Source organism: Streptomyces hundungensis, assembly GCF_003627815.1.
Classification (GTDB): Bacteria; Actinomycetota; Actinomycetes; order Streptomycetales; family Streptomycetaceae; genus Streptomyces; species Streptomyces hundungensis_A.
Window position 1 is genome coordinate 7,650,092 of record NZ_CP032698.1, and the last position, 14,766, is coordinate 7,664,857.

Annotated in this window: 10 protein-coding genes; 4 read left to right on the top strand and 6 right to left on the bottom strand. The window is 71.5% G+C overall.

Going from position 1 to position 14,766, the window contains the following annotated elements; genetic code table 11:
- The first annotated feature begins 596 nt into the window (after positions 1–596).
- The gene (locus tag DWB77_RS33980; RefSeq protein WP_120726168.1) at positions 597–2,060 is read left to right on the top strand and encodes an MFS transporter; all 1,464 of its coding nucleotides are present in this window, start codon (positions 597–599) and stop codon (positions 2,058–2,060) included.
- A 166-nt stretch (positions 2,061–2,226) separates the two neighbouring features.
- Here the strand turns inward: DWB77_RS33980 and DWB77_RS33985 are convergent, their stop codons facing one another.
- Positions 2,227–3,417: an acetyl-CoA C-acyltransferase gene (locus DWB77_RS33985; protein ID WP_120726170.1), complete on the bottom strand. Its 1,191-nt coding sequence runs from the start codon at positions 3,415–3,417 to the stop codon at positions 2,227–2,229.
- Positions 3,418–3,901: 484 nt separating this feature from the next.
- On the opposite strand from DWB77_RS33985, the gene DWB77_RS33990 reads away from it, so the two are divergent.
- The 3 genes from DWB77_RS33990 (at position 3,902) to DWB77_RS34005 (ending at position 6,510) form a co-directional block, all read left to right on the top strand.
- Positions 3,902–4,444, top strand: a complete 543-nt coding sequence (locus DWB77_RS33990; protein ID WP_120726172.1) for a hypothetical protein — start codon at positions 3,902–3,904, stop codon at positions 4,442–4,444.
- Between the two features lie 543 nt (positions 4,445–4,987).
- Positions 4,988–5,557 carry an RNA polymerase sigma factor gene (locus DWB77_RS34000; RefSeq protein ID WP_246033723.1) on the top strand — a complete coding sequence of 190 codons (570 nt, stop codon included), beginning with the start codon at positions 4,988–4,990 and terminating at the stop codon, positions 5,555–5,557.
- Positions 5,554–6,510 carry a hypothetical protein gene (locus tag DWB77_RS34005; protein WP_120726178.1) on the top strand — a complete coding sequence of 319 codons (957 nt, stop codon included), beginning with the start codon at positions 5,554–5,556 and terminating at the stop codon, positions 6,508–6,510. Before DWB77_RS34000 ends, DWB77_RS34005 begins: the two co-directional genes overlap by 4 nt.
- A 163-nt stretch (positions 6,511–6,673) precedes the next feature.
- Here DWB77_RS34005 and DWB77_RS34010 read toward each other — a convergent pair whose 3' ends face one another.
- The 5 genes from DWB77_RS34010 to DWB77_RS38060 all read right to left on the bottom strand — a co-directional run bounded on the left by DWB77_RS34010 (position 6,674) and on the right by DWB77_RS38060 (position 14,599).
- A complete protein-coding gene (locus DWB77_RS34010; RefSeq protein WP_246033724.1) occupies positions 6,674–8,152 on the bottom strand; it encodes a serine/threonine-protein kinase in 1,479 nt (492 codons plus the stop codon).
- Positions 8,149–10,206, bottom strand: a complete 2,058-nt coding sequence (locus DWB77_RS34015) for a WD40 repeat domain-containing serine/threonine protein kinase (protein ID WP_120726180.1) — start codon at positions 10,204–10,206, stop codon at positions 8,149–8,151. The genes DWB77_RS34010 and DWB77_RS34015 overlap by 4 nt, the downstream gene beginning before the upstream one ends.
- A 193-nt stretch (positions 10,207–10,399) precedes the next feature.
- The gene (locus DWB77_RS34020; protein ID WP_246033725.1) at positions 10,400–11,278 is read right to left on the bottom strand and encodes a helix-turn-helix domain-containing protein; all 879 of its coding nucleotides are present in this window, start codon (positions 11,276–11,278) and stop codon (positions 10,400–10,402) included.
- Positions 11,279–11,879: 601 nt separating this feature from the next.
- Positions 11,880–13,247 (bottom strand): condensation domain-containing protein, encoded by a 1,368-nt coding sequence (locus DWB77_RS34030; protein WP_162952664.1) that lies wholly within the window; start codon positions 13,245–13,247, stop codon positions 11,880–11,882.
- Entirely contained in the window at positions 13,244–14,599 is a 1,356-nt protein-coding gene (locus DWB77_RS38060) for a hypothetical protein (RefSeq protein WP_162952665.1), read from the bottom strand. Before DWB77_RS38060 ends, DWB77_RS34030 begins: the two co-directional genes overlap by 4 nt.
- Positions 14,600–14,766: the final 167 nt, after the last annotated feature.

Genomic DNA, 14,766 nt, shown 5'->3' on the forward strand with positions numbered 1-14,766 from the left:
AACGGCAGCCGGGTGGCCCGGTAGGGCCCCGCAGGTGCCGGATGAGAGCGGACGCACGGGGTCGAAACCCCGCCCGCCCGTGCCGATTCCCCCGAGATCGAACGGCGCCCGCCTCACGCGCCGTGGTACGGGCGTGAGTCGGTCGCGCTGTCAGGATTGCCAGTACGCCACGTGCTGAACTGCCTTGGTGTGCAAGCGCGTTGTGCGAGATCACTGTGGTTCGGGAACGCTGTCGTGCGGCCGTGCTGAAACGGTGTCGAGCAGACGTGCGGACACTGGGACGCTGTGAACGGCCCAGCGGAACAGGTGAGTTGGCAATGACGGGGCGGCAACGGCTGCCGCCGTAGCACCAGTTGTGGACCGGACGACCCGAACCCATCATTGGCCGGTCGTGAGAGCCATTGCAAGGCGTGACGGGGAAGATCTTCGAGTGGCACCCGAGTGACGGTCCTCACATGTAGTGCTCACACATAACGCGCCCCGCCGTCTTCGGGCGGAAGGCACACTGACCTTGCCGCCCCGCCTCAACCAGCCTGCCTCCGCGTGGAGTTGGGTCGCGGGCGAGTTCGACGACGCACACGAACCGAGGGGACCGCATGCCCGACGAGTCGGCTGAGCGCACACACACGACGCAGGTCAACCCGGCCCGCGTGCTGGCGCTGTGCAGCGGCGCGAGCTTCATGGCCTTCCTCGACCTCTCGATCATCAGCATCGCCTTCCCGGACATCCTGGCCGACTTCCCCGGCGCCTCGCTCAACACCGTGACATGGGTCCTCAGCGGCTACACGATCCTGCTCGCGGCCGTGCTCACGCCCGCCGGAAGGATGGCCGACAGCCTCGGTCGGCGTACCGTCTTCGTCTGGTCCCTCGCCGCCTTCACGATCGCCTCGCTCGTCTGCGCCGTGGCCCCGTCCATCTGGTGGCTGATCGCGGCGCGCGTCGTGCAGGGCGCCGCGGCCGGCGGCATGATCCCCGCCGCCCTCGGACTGATCCTCGCCACGACACCCCGGGAGCGCATCGCCAGAGCGGTCGGCACCTGGTCCGCGGTGGCGGGCTTCTCCGCCGTCATCGGACCGGCCGCGGGCGGGCTGCTGCTGCGCGCCTTCGGCTGGCGCTCGGTGTTCTACATCAACCTCCCGCTGTGCGGCGCGATGCTGATCGCCGCCGTGGTGGTGCTGCCGAGGCAGCAGCGGCTGCGCGGCACCGGGGAGCGCCTGCCGGACGCGGTGGGCAGCATCGCGCTCGCCCTGGGCATCGGCGGGGTGGTGAGCGCGCTCACCGAGGGCGACACCTGGGGCTGGGGGGACGTCCGCACCATCGGTCTGGGCCTGGCCGGGCTGGCACTGGTCGCCCTGACCGTGCTGCGCTCGCGCACCCACGCGGCGCCCGCTCTGGAGATGACGGTGTGGCGCAGCCCCGTCTTTTCCACCGCCAACCTCGGCCTCGGCCTGCTCAACATGACGATGTTCGCCTGGATGCTGGCCGCCCCGCTGTTCGCCGCCGAGATCTGGCACTGGACGGTCCTGCGGACGGCCGGGGCCCTGTGTGTCGGAGCCGTCTCCTCGATGGCCGGCTCACTGGCCGCCGGGCGCCTCTCCCGGCCGGCGACCCAGGTGAAGGTGGCGGTCCTGGGCGCGCTGTCCTTCACCGGGAGCAACGCCATCTGGGCCTCGGACCTCTTCGGCCCCACGCCCAACTTCCTGGGCGCCTGGCTGCCCGCCGCGATCCTCGGCGGCGGTGGTCTGGGGCTCGCCATCACCTGTCTGTCGTCGCTGGCGGCCGGGACCGTGCCCCCGCTGAAGTTCGCCGGCGGCCTCGGCATGACGCTGACGGTACGTCAGGTCGGTGGGGCGGTGGGCGTCGCCGGCTTCGCCTCGATCATGGCGTCGGGCGCCACCCCGGGCGGCATCCGGTCCTTCCACCACGTCTATGACGCCGCGATGGCCGTGAACGTCCTGTGCGCGGTCGTGGTGGGCGCGATGCTCCTCATGCTGCGCCCGAAACCCGAGCCGGCGGCCGCTCCGCAGGGTCCGCAGGACCGGGTCACCCCCGCCCAGTGACGCGCGCCCCTCGACTCCCAACGCGGCTTGCCAGGGCGGCAGGTGGGGGCACGCGAGCGGCCCCGTGGGGCGCGGCATCAGCTGCCGCGCCCCACGGGGCCGTGTCGTTGTCGTTCCTCCGGCTCCCGGGCCCGCACGGGTGCGACCGGGAGCCGAACGGCCCGGGTCAGGCGGACGGGACGCGGAGCAGCAGGGCGTCGCCCTGGCCGCCGCCGCCACACAGCGCCGCCGCGCCGAGACCGCCGCCGCGCCGACGCAGCTCGTAAGCGAGGTGGACGATGAGCCGTGCGCCGGACGCGCCGATGGGGTGGCCGAGAGCGATGGCCCCGCCGTCCACGTTCACGATCTTCGGATTGACGCCCAACTGCTCGGTGGAGACGATGCCGACGGCGGAGAACGCCTCGTTGATCTCCACCAGGTCCAGGTCGGACGCCTCCAGTTTGGCCTTGGCCAGCGCGGCCAGGATCGCGTTCGACGGCTGCTCGTGCAGGCTCGCGTCCGGCCCGGCCACCACGCCGTGGGCGCCGATCTCGGCGATCCAGGGCAGGCCCAGCTCCTCGGCCTTGGCTTTGCTCGCCACCACCACGGCCGCGGCGCCGTCGGAGATCTGGGACGCCGTGCCCGCCGTGATGGTGCCGTCGGCGCTGTAAACGGGACGCAGCTTCGACAGGACCTCGACGGTGGTGTCGGGACGTACGCCCTCGTCGGTGTCGCACACCACCGGGTCGCCCTTGCGCTGCGGGACCGACACCGGGGCGATCTCCTCGGCGAACCGGCCGGCGGCGGCCGCGGCGGCGGCCCGCTGGTGCGAGGCCGCCGCGAAGGCGTCCTGCTTCTCGCGGGTCACCCCGGCGTACCGACTGTTGTAGTTCTCGGTGGAGACACCCATGCCCACCTGGTCGAAGGCGCAGAACAGCCCGTCGTGGATCATGTGGTCGATCAGCGACACATCGCCGGCCTTGAAGCCCGCGCGCGACTTGGGAAGCACATGCGGAGCCTGCGACATGGACTCCTGCCCGCCCGCCACGACGAGGTCGAACTCACCGGCCCGGATCAGCTGGTCGGCCAGCGCGATCGAGTCGAGCCCGGAGAGACACACCTTGTTGACGGTCAGTGCCGGGACGCTCATCGGGATGCCGGCGGCGACCGCGGCCTGGCGCGCCGGGATCTGGCCGGCGCCCGCGGTGAGCACCTGCCCCATGATCGTGTACTCCACCTGCTCGGGCGCCACCCCCGCCTTCTCCAGGGCCGCCCTGATCGCGATGGCCCCGAGCTGGGCACCGGAGAAGTCCTTCAGCGCCCCGAGCAGGCGGCCGGTGGGGGTACGGGCCCCAGCCAGGATGACGGAACCGGACACGATGTCCTCCGTGAGTAGAAGTTGTGGACCACAACACCGTTACGTTACCCATGAGTTGGGCCCCCGAAGAGTGCCCTCCGGTTGTGTGAGCGAGGGCACAGCCGGCGAGGACGCCCCGGGCACGACACCGCCTGGAACGCTCCGCAGGCCGACCATGAAGACGGCCTTCCCCCTCCACGGTACGACGGGGGGCGGTCCATACGCGGCACATGCGCGACACATGCGCGGCCCCGCCCCGGCCTGCTCCGGAGGGCGTCAGGCATCACGGCCCTGGACGGTGGGCGATGCGATCTCGCCGCGTAAGGCAGAGACAGGCTGTCACCCTCACCTCGGGCCGAAGTGTGAGCCTGAGGTGTGACTGCGCTCGGCACGTCTGCGCCTCATGGGGGAGGCGAGCCCGATCCGGCGAGGGATGTGTACGGATGGGGTGGCCTGACAGCCTCTGAGGTGTCAAGGCAAGCCCCCGCACAAGGAGTTGACCCCCATGACCACCATCGCGCCGACACCGCCGGCCCCCTCCCTCTCGCCCCGCGTGATCACGCCCGCCGTCTCTCCGAGGGCCCGGCGCCTGGCATCGGCGGCCGTGTGGGTGTCCCTGCCCTCCGCGCTCTGGCGGTTCGCCGTGGTGCTGGGTCTCCCGCTGGGGATCGGCGACTCGGAGTACGACGCGATGCTCATCCCCGGATGGGGCTACCTCGTGCTGCCGCTGCTGTGCGCTGCCCAGGAGGGTCTTGCCTGGCTGACGTTGGGACTGGTGAGGCCCTGGGGCGAGGTGTGGCCGCGGTGGATACCGCGCCTGGGAGGCCGCCGCATCCCCGTGGCCGCAGCGGTGGTGCCCGCGGCGCTGGGCGCGGTCGCCTGCACGGTCTACGGCGTGCTGTTCGTCTGGACGACGCTCCACGGCGAAATGGAGATCACGCGGTGGGGCAATTGGCTGATGAACATCTGCTACGTGCCGCTGGTGGCGTGGGGCCCGCTGCTGGGCGTGGTCACCGTCCACTACTACCGACGCCGCACCCGCGGCTGATTCGAGTGCGCGACCGAACCAATCGCCTCGCGACGCCTGCACGGTACTTCTCGGGGCTGGGAGGAGTGCCAACTGTCGGCTGCTGGTTCGTTGAGGCCAGTGTCCGAGGAGCAGGCTGTCCCGTACCGCGGCGGCCTTGTGCGTGTCGAGGATGGCGCCGAGACCATCATCTTCGCCGGCGAAGTCCACCGAGCCGGGGGCTCTCACCTGCGAGATGTCACAACTCCCGTATGGCTGCGCACAGTTATTGGTGTGAGTGGTTGCCGGCCTGACGTGCGGTACGGACCGAGCAGGGAGAGAGCACAGTGGATCCAGTGGTGGCCGGGGCGGTGGTGACTGTGTGCGCCAGTGTGGTGAGCGGCGTGGTCAAGATCGTCCACAGCCGCGTCGTCGCGCGGGTTGAGCTGGCCCGCATCGCTGACGACGGGCAGACGCGGCGCCTGCGGGCTGTCTGCGCTGAGGGCTTCAACCGGCCGGTGCCCCAGGGGCCCGGCCGACCTGCGGATGCGGTCATGGCAGGGGGTGGCGGTGATGGAGGAAGCCATGAGCAGTGAGGTCGGCGTGGCCGTAAGGGTGGAAGCGGCCACGGTTCCCACGCCGGGCCGGGAGCTGGCCGAGGAACTGCACGGTGACCAATACCCGGCCCTGGTGCGCTTTCTGCTGTTCAACGGCGCATCGTGGAGCGAGGCGCAGGACGCCGCGCAGGATGCCTTCACGCAGATGTGCGCCCCCGGCCTCTCGGTTGTCCACCCCAAGGCATGGTTGCGCACGGTGGCATGGCGGTGCTGGGTCCGTCAGCAGGTGCGGCCTGAGGACAGCTGCGCCGATCTGCCCGAACCGCCTGTGAATCACCAGTGGCACACGCCGGTGCAGGCCGCCGAGATCGGCGACGAGCAACGGAGCGTCATCGCCATGCTGCTGGCGCTCCCCGCGAAGCAGCGAGCCGCCATGGCCTGGTACCTCGACGGTTTCACCACGGAGGAGAGCGCCCGTGCCATGGGCACGACGCAAGACGCCGTCCGTCAAAACCTCAGCCGTGCCCGCGCTGCGCTCAAGGCATCGCTGGGGCTGAGCAAGCAGGAGCCCGACGATGATCGAGGAGGCAAGCGATGAGGATCCCGCTGGACCAGCCCGCCGACGATCTGGTACTCGACGAGCTGCTGGCCGTGGCCAAGGATGTGCTGGACACCGCGGTGAGGGACCGGTTGGCCGCGCAAGGCGGCGTGCCTGATCTGCGTGACCCTGACCTGGCGTTGGATCGGCTGTTGGTGTCCGCGCACCGGGAGACGGGCACGGCCATCGCGATCCGCTGCGAACTGGAACACAGGTTCAGCGTGGACAATCAGGGCTTCGCGCGTATGCGCGCCCGTGCCGCTCGCGGTCTCAAGAGCCGTCCTGCTGCCCTGCGGCTCAAGTATCGCGACGCGGCGCGGCGCATCCTGGCCCGCTACTGGCCCAGCGATCTGGATGTGGCTCTGGGGCTGGCGGTGGAGCTGCTGGAGCGGCTGACGACTTGGGAGCAGGACATCTCCTTCGCCGTCCACGATGTGGTCGACGAGGTGGGTGCGCGCCTCGGGGAAGTGCTGTTGCTCCCCAATCCCTGGACCGCCGATGCGCAGGAGGTGCCGCAGGGCTACCTGGGGTCGTTGGAGCGGCGCTTGTCGACGCCGGCGGACGAGTTGTTCCTTCTTGTCTACCGGGCCCGGCAGATGTTCGACGAGGAACTGGTTCCCTTGTTGCGCGCCGATATCTCCTGGGGGGACGGCGGGTTGAGCATGGTGGCCCAAGACCTCGTGGACGACTTGGAATATGCCCGCCGTACGGCACGGAAGCTGGCCCGTACTCGGGCCGAAGTAGAGGCGGCGCGCAGTGACTTCACCGGAGCCGACCTGCGCGACACTGATCTCGAAGGCGTTTCGTTGAAGGGTGTCCTGTGGGACGCTACGACGTTCTGGCCCGCGCTGTGGGAAGCGCAGATCCGCCGGGCTTCAACTCCCCGAGGGGACGATGGCGTTCTCGTGGTGGCGGTGGAACCGCAAGAAAGCGCTGTCCCCGCCGATGTGTAGGACCCAAGCGCGCAGTGGCGCAGGCCGAGCGGGTACGACGACGTGTGGCCAGGACGTCGCGGGTCCGGAAGCCGGGGGAGAGATTGCTGAGCTGGCCGGCCCGTTCGAGGGGCTCTGATTGGCTCAGGGACGGTGTCACCCAAGGCGGAGAGCTGCTGGAGTACTAGGTCTGCTTCGTCTTACCGGCCAGCCTCGGCGAGAGGTCCTTGGCGAGGGCGGCGGCGCCGGAACAGTCGGTGGTGTGGTCCGGCTCGTCTTCGACGACCGCGGCGTAGCCGCCGGGGGTGTGCCAGCTGACCTCGCACTGCCGGTCGTAGTGGTCCGCGTAGGCCGAGCCGGAGTCCAGGGCGGTCAGGTCGAGCTTGCTCAAGTCCTGCGGCGCCTTGCGGTCGGAGATCATCTGGAACGGGGACTTGGAGTAGGCGAGCGTCATCGAGCTCTTGTTGTTCGTCGTCGCCGGACCCAGCCTCCAGGTGCAGGTCTGCACCGCTGCGGAGCCGTCGGTGAAGTCGTCGTGCTGCCCCACGCTGGTGAGCTGGTTGCGCTGGAGGAAGTCGTACGTGCTCAGATCGCACGGGTCGCCGCTCCAGGCCGCCGCCGTGCTCGTCGGTGCCGATCCCGCCGCTCCCGCTCCGCCCTGGCCGGACGGGTGTTGGAACGACAGCGTGGCCCAGGCGGCGGCGCCGACAGCCAGCGACGTGGCCGCGGCCACGAGTGCCCGACGGCGCACAGGCCGGGGCGCGGTGCGCACCCCGGCGGTCGTGTGCTCCCGCAGCACGAGCGTTTCGCTGCGCCGTTCGCTGACCATCGCGGCCACCCCGGCGGGCAGCCACTGGGTGTCCTCGGCCGAGGTCGCCAGGTGGCGCAGCACCTCCGAGACCAGCGGACGCCTCCCGGGCTCCGCGGCCAGGCAGATCCGGACGAGATCTGCCAGCTCCTCGGGTACCCCGTCGAGGTCGGGGGCCTCGTGGACCGTCCGGTAGAGGATGACGTCCGGGCGGCCCTGCCCGTAGGGGTTGTGCCCGGTGGCAGCGAAGGCGAGGACGCAGCCGAGCGAGAAGACGTCGGAGGCCGGCCCGGTCGGCTCGCCCCGAGCCTGCTCCGGCGACATGTAGCCGGGTGTGCCGATCACCGCCCCGGTGTGCTGGCCGCCGTCGAGGGCACGGGCGATGCCGAAGTCGATGACGCGGGGGCCGTCGTCGGCGACGATGACGTTGCCGGGCTTCAGGTCGCGGTGGACCAGGTCGGCGGCGTGGATCGCGGCCAGTCCTTCGGCCAGGCCGGAGCCAAGCACCCGGAGTGCCCGTTCGGGCAGCCGTCCGGTGTCCCGGATCACCTGGTGCAGCGAGGGTCCGGGGATGTAGGCGGTGACCAGCCAGGGCCGTACGGCGTCGGTGTCCGCGTCCACCACCTGCGCCGTGTAGAAGCCGCCCACCTTCCGCGCCGCACTGACCTCCAGGGCGAACCGGCGGCGGAATTCAGCGTCGTGCGCGAGCTCGGCAGCCACGACCTTGACCGCTACCAGCCGCCCGCCCGGCGAGCGCCCGAGGAAGACCTCGCCCATTCCACCCCGGCCGAGCCGCCGCACCAGCTCGTACGGTCCGACGTGACGGGGATCCGCCCCGTCCAGCGGCTCGGTCACGCGACCGGCCGGATCTGGACCGCGGCCAGCAGTTCGGCGGTGTCGGTGCACGTGGCGATCGTTTTGCCGTCGGGGCCGAACGCCACGAGGTCGGTGCCGGTGCGCCCCGTCGTCACCGGCGTCTGCCGGCCGGAAGGCAGGGCCCAGATCGCCAGCCCACCGCCCACGGAGCCGGCCCCGGCCAGCATTTTCCCGTCGGGGCTGAGGGACAGCGACTGGTAGCGCGACTTGAGCTCGGCGAGGGTGGTGGTCAGCCTTCTGGAGGCCGTGTCCCAGGCGGCGATGCCCCCGTACGCCCCGTACAGCGTCCGGCCGTCCGGGGCGTAGGCGAGGGCGGTGACACCGAAGAGGTCCGTCTTCTCGAGGGCGAGTGTGGCGATCGGGGCGAAGGAGGCGGTGTCGAAGAGGTCGACCGCCCCCTTCAGCTCGCTCCCGTACCCGACGGCCAGCACCTTGCCGTCCGGACTGAACACGACGCTGCCCGCCCGGCCGAAGGTTCCGTTCGAACCCGGACCGACCGGCAGGAAGGCGAGCTGCTTACCCGAACTCACCTCCCACACCACGGCCTTGCCGATGCTGTCGCGCCCGTCCCGGCCCAGCGCCACCCGCCGTCCGTCCGGGCTGAACGCCACGGTGTGAGCCTGCGCCATCAGATTCCCCTCGGAAGGGCAGGACAGCGTCAGCACCTCACGGCGGGAGGCGACGTTCCAGAGCGTGACGGCCACCCTCCCGTGCTCACGGGCCTGTGGTTCCCCGCTGCCCGGGTCGGGCGGCAGGGGGTAGACGGCGGCCAGCATGCCGTCGGCAGGGCTGAACGCCAGGGCGGACACGTAGCCCAAGGCGCGGTCGAACGCGATCTCCCCGGTCTTGGTCCGCGCGACCGGGTCGATCAGGACCACCTTGTTCAGCGCACCGACTGCCAGGAGCTTGCCGTCCGGGCTGTAGGCGAGACTCCGGGAGTTGGTGTCGTTGCGGCCCAGCTCGATCGTGGTGGCCGGGCCGAGCCGCACGGCCTCGGGCGCGGAGGCTCCGTCCACGGCCGGTGGTGTGCCCGTCGGCCTCGGTGTCCCGGGGGCGTCGCCCGCGCCGAGCCGGATCCCGACCGGTACGCCCACCAGGCCGATGACCCCGGCCCCCGCGGCCAGCAGGAGCGCGCGCCGGCCCGGCCCCCGTGCCGCGCCGTGCACCCCGGCCTGTTCCTTGCGCTCCCCGACCATCCCCGCGACAGCCGACGGCAGCCATGCGTCCGGCGGGTTCCCGGCCAGGCTCCGCAGGACCTCACCCACCGGCGGCCGCTGGGCCGGGTCCTTGGCCAGACAGGATCGGATCAGGTCGCGCACCTCGGCGGGCACCCCGTCGAGGTCCGGCTCCCCGTAGACCACCCGGATCAGCGCGTCCGAACCGGACGCGGAGCCGAACGCGTTCCGCCCCGTCGCGGCGAAGACCAGCACCCCGCCGAGTGCGAACACGTCCGAGGCCGGAAGCGTCGTACCGGTCCGCACCTGCTCCGGCGCCAGGAAGATGCCACCCGGGGCGGCGGCGACCGTACGGGAGGGGTGCGCCGCGTCCCACAGGCGGGCGAGGGCGAAGTCGGTCAGGCGTGGACCGTCATCGGCGAGGATCACGTCGCCCGGGGTGAGGCCGCCGTGGAGCAGACCGGCCGCGTGCACCCCCGCCAGCGCCTCCGCCAGACCCGACCCCAGGGCCCGGACCGCCTCCACCGGCAGGGGCCCGTGCACCGTCACCGCCTCCCGCAACGACGGGCCCGCGATGTACTCGCTGGCCAGCCAGGGCACGGCACCGTCCGCGGCACCGTCCACCACCTGCGCGGTGTGGAAGCTGCTCACGGCGCGCGCGGAGGCCACCAGTTCCTCGAACCGGCGCCGGAACTCGCCGTCGGCGGCCAGCTCCGGCGCGACCACCCGGACCGCGAGCAGCCGTCCACTGCGCGAGCGCCCGAGGAACACCGTCCCCAGCCCACCGCCCCCCAGCCTCCCCAGCAGCCGGTGGCCGCCCACCTCGCGTGGGTCACCCGCGCGCAAAGGCGCCGTCATCGCACTCCCCTCCCCGGTCGTCCCGTGGCGCCCGGGTCTTCCGGACACCACACCCCCGCGGTGCCGTCACGTCGGCCGCCCTCGTCCCGCTTCGTCGCGCCTGCGGACACGAGCGACGTGGTGACGAACGGCACCGCACACGGGAGGGTAAGCGGGTACGGAGGGACCTGGCTTGGACGAATGTGACCTCAGGTCAGAGGGCGAGGGCGTCCTCGACCGGCCGGGTGGCCGTGGTCATCCGCCCGGGGGTGATCCCGGCCAGGGCCTGGAACTCGCGGCTGAGGTGCCCCTGGTCGTAATAGCCGCAGGCGGCCGAGAGCCCGGCGAGGCTGACGGTTCCGCCGGCGAGCAGCTCCGTCGCGCGACGGAACCGCAGCACCCGGGCCGCGGTCTTCGGCGTCAGTCCGACCTGCTGGGTGAACCGGCGGACCAGGTAGCTGCGGCTCCAGCCCACCTCCTCGGCGAGGCCGCCGACGGGGATCGAGCCGGCCGAGGCGGCCAGCCGGCGCCATACGTGGTCGACCTCGGGCGCGGGCGCGGGCCCCCGGTCGAGCCGGCCGAGCAGGACCGCGTCGAGCAGGTCGAACCGGGCGTCCCAGTCGGGGGTGGCCGCCATCCGCTCCACCAGGGCGTCGGTCCCCGGGCCCAGGACGCTGTCCAGCCGTACCACCTGGTTGGTCAACTCCCGCATGGGCAGGGCGAACAGCCGGTAGGCACCGAGCGGCGTGAACTCGAGACGGATCACCTCTTGCCGGCCCCCGGGGTGTTCGCACAGTGCGGGCCGGTCCTCCATCCCCACCACCAGCGAGTTGATCCGCCCGGTTCCCGGTCCGGGCGTCCCAAGGCGGCGGACCTGGCTGAACGGTTCCGCCAGATCCACCGTCAGGACGACGTGCCCGGTGGGGACCATCCGCACCTGGTACGGCGGGGCCAGGTGCGAGTAACCGATGCGGCCGCGCATGTACGGCCGTAACCCGGGGTGCAGCGGGCGGGTCACCTGCCGCAACCCATCGGCCTCCGGGCCGCGGACGCCCTGGCCTGTCGTGCTGCCGCGTCCGACGCGATGATTCACGAGACGACCCCCAAACATCAACGGCCCGCCGGGTGCGGCGCCTTGCTGTAGCCGGTGGTTGCACCCCCAGGGGCCCGGCGAGGGCGGCCGCCGTCGGACCGTAGAGCCGGTCAGCGCCGCTCCACTCGATGCTACGGCGTCCCGCCCGCGCCGGCCGACCGCGCCGGCCACGGAGACAGGCCAAGTCCCTTCCCTGCGAGCGGAGTTACGACAGTTGCCTCCCTACGCCCCGAGTTGGTCACCCCGGGGTGACCATCGGCGCTGATCGCACGCGGGCCGCGTCGCCACGCTGATCAGAAACGGGCGAGGGCGACAGCTGCACGTCCCCGACGACCGTATCCGCACCGTCGCCGGCCAGGTCGTCGGCGTCCCTGCCGTCACCGGCGCCAACACCGCACAAGACGCCGCCGAAAACATCGCGCGCCAGGTCGCGGCAGGCCGTCCGCACGTCCCCATCGCGGCGACCTACCCCGTCCAGGACATCCGCGCAGCCGTCCAACTCCAGGCGGCCCGACATGTCCAGGGCACGGTGGTCATCGACCTCACGCCCCACCCCTGACAGCACCGACAGGGCTCAGCGTCACCCACCCGGCATCCCAGGTCAGCAGGAGACCCCCGTCGCTGCCAGCATGAGTTCCCTGACGCGGTCGAGGTATTTCGGCACGCCTGCCACCGCCTCCGCGGTGTCCGGCATGCTGATCACCAGGTCGGCACGGTCGGGGAACCAGTTCAACCACAGCGACACACCGGCCGCGCTGTCCGGTCCCGTCAGGACCCTCGCGTCCGCGCCGAGGTGGTCGTCGGCGCCCGGAACGGACCGGGCATCCGCGTAGGACGCCATGGGCGGGATGCTCGGGAAGCCTCCCTCAGCTTCGTCGCGAAGAAGTTCCAGAGCCCGGTGCAACGGCACGTCATACGCCTCGCGAGCCCGCTGGAAGGCTTGTTGTGCGACCGGGATCGCGTCGGTGAGGCGGGATGAGCCGGGCAGCCGGAAGGACAGCGGCACAAGATTCACGAGCCAGCCGTGCACCTGGAGCAACCGTGGGTAGGCCCTGGTCGACACGGCTGTCAGTGCCCGGTAGTCCTCGTGCCCGTTGAACTCACGCTGTACGAGCGCCAGGGCGGCGAAGAACCCCGCTGCGAACCCGCCGCCGTGCCGGGCGCAATGTGCGCGGAACGCGCGGGCCTCGGCGCCGGTGAACACCGGATACTCCAGCCGCGTCGCGGGCAGCAGTTCACCCTTGCCATTGCCCAGCTCGACGGGGAAGGCGGGGAGATCGCCGTCCTCCACGGCCAGGAAGTCCGACCACGCGGCGAGCTCCGGCGCGGCTTCCGTCAGCGACGTGGAACGTTGCCATTCACGGCGATTGTGGTCCAGGTAGCCGGGTACCGGCGGCAGATCCACCGGGGCACCGGCGCGGGCCGCCTCGTAGCGGACGCGGAGTTCATGGAAGAGCAGCGTCAGTGAGTGGCCGTCGGAATAGGCGTGGTCGATCGCGAAGTACACCGTGGACACCGTGTCCCGTCGGATCACTCCCGCCAGCGTTCCCAGCCGGCTCACGGCGGTCTGCTCGTCGATTCGCCGGTGCACATGAGCGCGCAGGTCGTCCGTGTCGCTGAAGTCGCCCATGTGTACTGGGTGCATCCGCAGGGACTCGGGCGGTATGCGGAAGCCGACCAGGTCCTCGGTCGTCAACTCGTACCAGGTGTGGAACGCCTCGTGTCGGCGTACGAGTCCCTGCCACGCAGCGGTGAGCGCGTCGAGATCGGCCGGGCCCTCCAGGTCGAACGTCGTGGCCACCCACGGCGATTGACGCTTTTCGGCGGCCCGCTGGGCGGCCGCCAGGCGGAGGTGCGCCCGTTGGAAGTGGGACGGCGGCACATCGTGCTCCATTGCGGCCCGGTCGCTGGTCGGCCGGAACTCGAACACCGCACCCGGCTCGGGCCGCCAGTCGAGGATCTGGGTCATGCGCACAGGGAGTCTCCTTCTCCTTGAGGGACGGGCCGGCCGGCGGGCGAAGGCACGGTTGGGGACGCCTGGTGGTTCTCGGCCACGCGGGTGGCGGTGTGCGCGACGGCTTGGACGAAGCGCCCGATGCCGGTTCGGGCCAGGGGCGTGTCGGGGAAGCGCGCCGACAAGTGCACTCCGCGGTCGCTCCTGGTCAGCCACACATACACTTCGGCGGGGCTGTGTATCCGGCTGCGCAGCATGGCGTCCTGCGGGTGGGGCGGCCTGCCCGCCACGCGGCGGACATCGAGATAGGACACGACGAAACGGGGATGGATCTCCGTACGCAGCATCCGGCTGATGTGGGGGAGCGAACTCTCCGGCCCCGGCCCCCGGCGACGCAGTTCCGCGGCGGCGAGTACGACGGTGCCGGCGAAGTCGGCCCCGGGAACCGCCGGGATCCGCACCGGGTGCAGGCCGACGAACCAGCCCGGCGCCGACCGCCACTTGCGGGGCCGGGTGTTGGCGAGGCTGATCAAGGACAGGCATCGTTCGCCCGAGACCCTCGCCGTGGCAAGCGCGAGGCAGGCGAGCAGCCCGGCCGCGGTTGTGCCCCCGGCCGCGCGTGACGCCGTGGCGAACCTCGTGGTTGCCGACCCGTCGAGCAGCCAACGGTAGGCGCTGCGCTGGGCGTTCGGTGACTCGGATGCTCCGAGTGGCAGGGGGAAGGCCGGTGTCCTGCCCCGCGCGCCATCGAGCAGCGACCGCCAGGGGGCCGCGAGTTCGGGCTCGGCCGATGGAACGCCCCCCAGCTTCCGTTCCTCGGCCGCACACTCCAGGGACTGCTGACCGAACGGGTCCTGCGCGCGGCCGTCGAGGGCGTCCCGGATCTGCCCCGGGATCATGGCCAGCGTGTAGCCGTCCACGACGCCGTGGTCCGCGCCGATGAAGACGGTCGTCCCGTCGGTGCCCTCGACGGTCGCGAAGACCATCTGCGGCCAGCCCAAGGGCTGGGTGTTCCGGTCGAAGAAGGCCTCGATCTGCCGGCGAACCGAGGCGCCGTCGGCGAAGGTGCCCACTTCCTCCTGCCGGAGGCTGACGGCGCTCGCGGGAAGCGTCCGGCGCACACAGCGCCCGGGGGCCGGTATCAGCCTGCTGCGCAGATGCTCGCAGCCGCGCAGCCAGGCCGAGAGCGCGACACCGATCCGCTGTCGGCCTGCCCGGCCCACTGCGAACGACACACCGATCCAGCCGGGAGCAACGTGCCCCGGCCCCCGGCCGGCCGCCGCACGCACGTGGTGCTCGTGGTTGAGCGCGGGCGGCCGGGCGTCGTCCGCCCAGGCCGTGACCGCGGCGGTCGGAGTCCAGAACACCAGTCGACCGGCGGGCACCGGGTTACCGCCCAATTCCGTGAATTCCAATGTCTTACCGATCCGGCACCATGGGACGTCGATCTCTCAAAACCATCGCGATTCTCCCCTCGGCAGATTCTCCATCCGGTCCGCAGGAAGTTATCCGAACGCGATGAAATCACAATGAA

Bases quoted from the DNA above. Each gene is read 5' to 3' on its own strand.
- DWB77_RS33980 (WP_120726168.1), top strand. From the start codon at position 597: ATGCCCGACGAGTCGGCTGAGCGCACACACACGACGCAGGTCAACCCG.
- DWB77_RS33990 (WP_120726172.1), top strand. From the start codon at position 3,902: ATGACCACCATCGCGCCGACACCGCCGGCCCCCTCCCTCTCGCCCCGC.
- DWB77_RS34000 (WP_246033723.1), top strand. From the start codon at position 4,988: ATGAGCAGTGAGGTCGGCGTGGCCGTAAGGGTGGAAGCGGCCACGGTT.
- DWB77_RS34005 (WP_120726178.1), top strand. From the start codon at position 5,554: ATGAGGATCCCGCTGGACCAGCCCGCCGACGATCTGGTACTCGACGAG.
- DWB77_RS34015 (WP_120726180.1), bottom strand. From the start codon at position 10,206: ATGACGGCGCCTTTGCGCGCGGGTGACCCACGCGAGGTGGGCGGCCAC.
- DWB77_RS34030 (WP_162952664.1), bottom strand. From the start codon at position 13,247: ATGACCCAGATCCTCGACTGGCGGCCCGAGCCGGGTGCGGTGTTCGAG.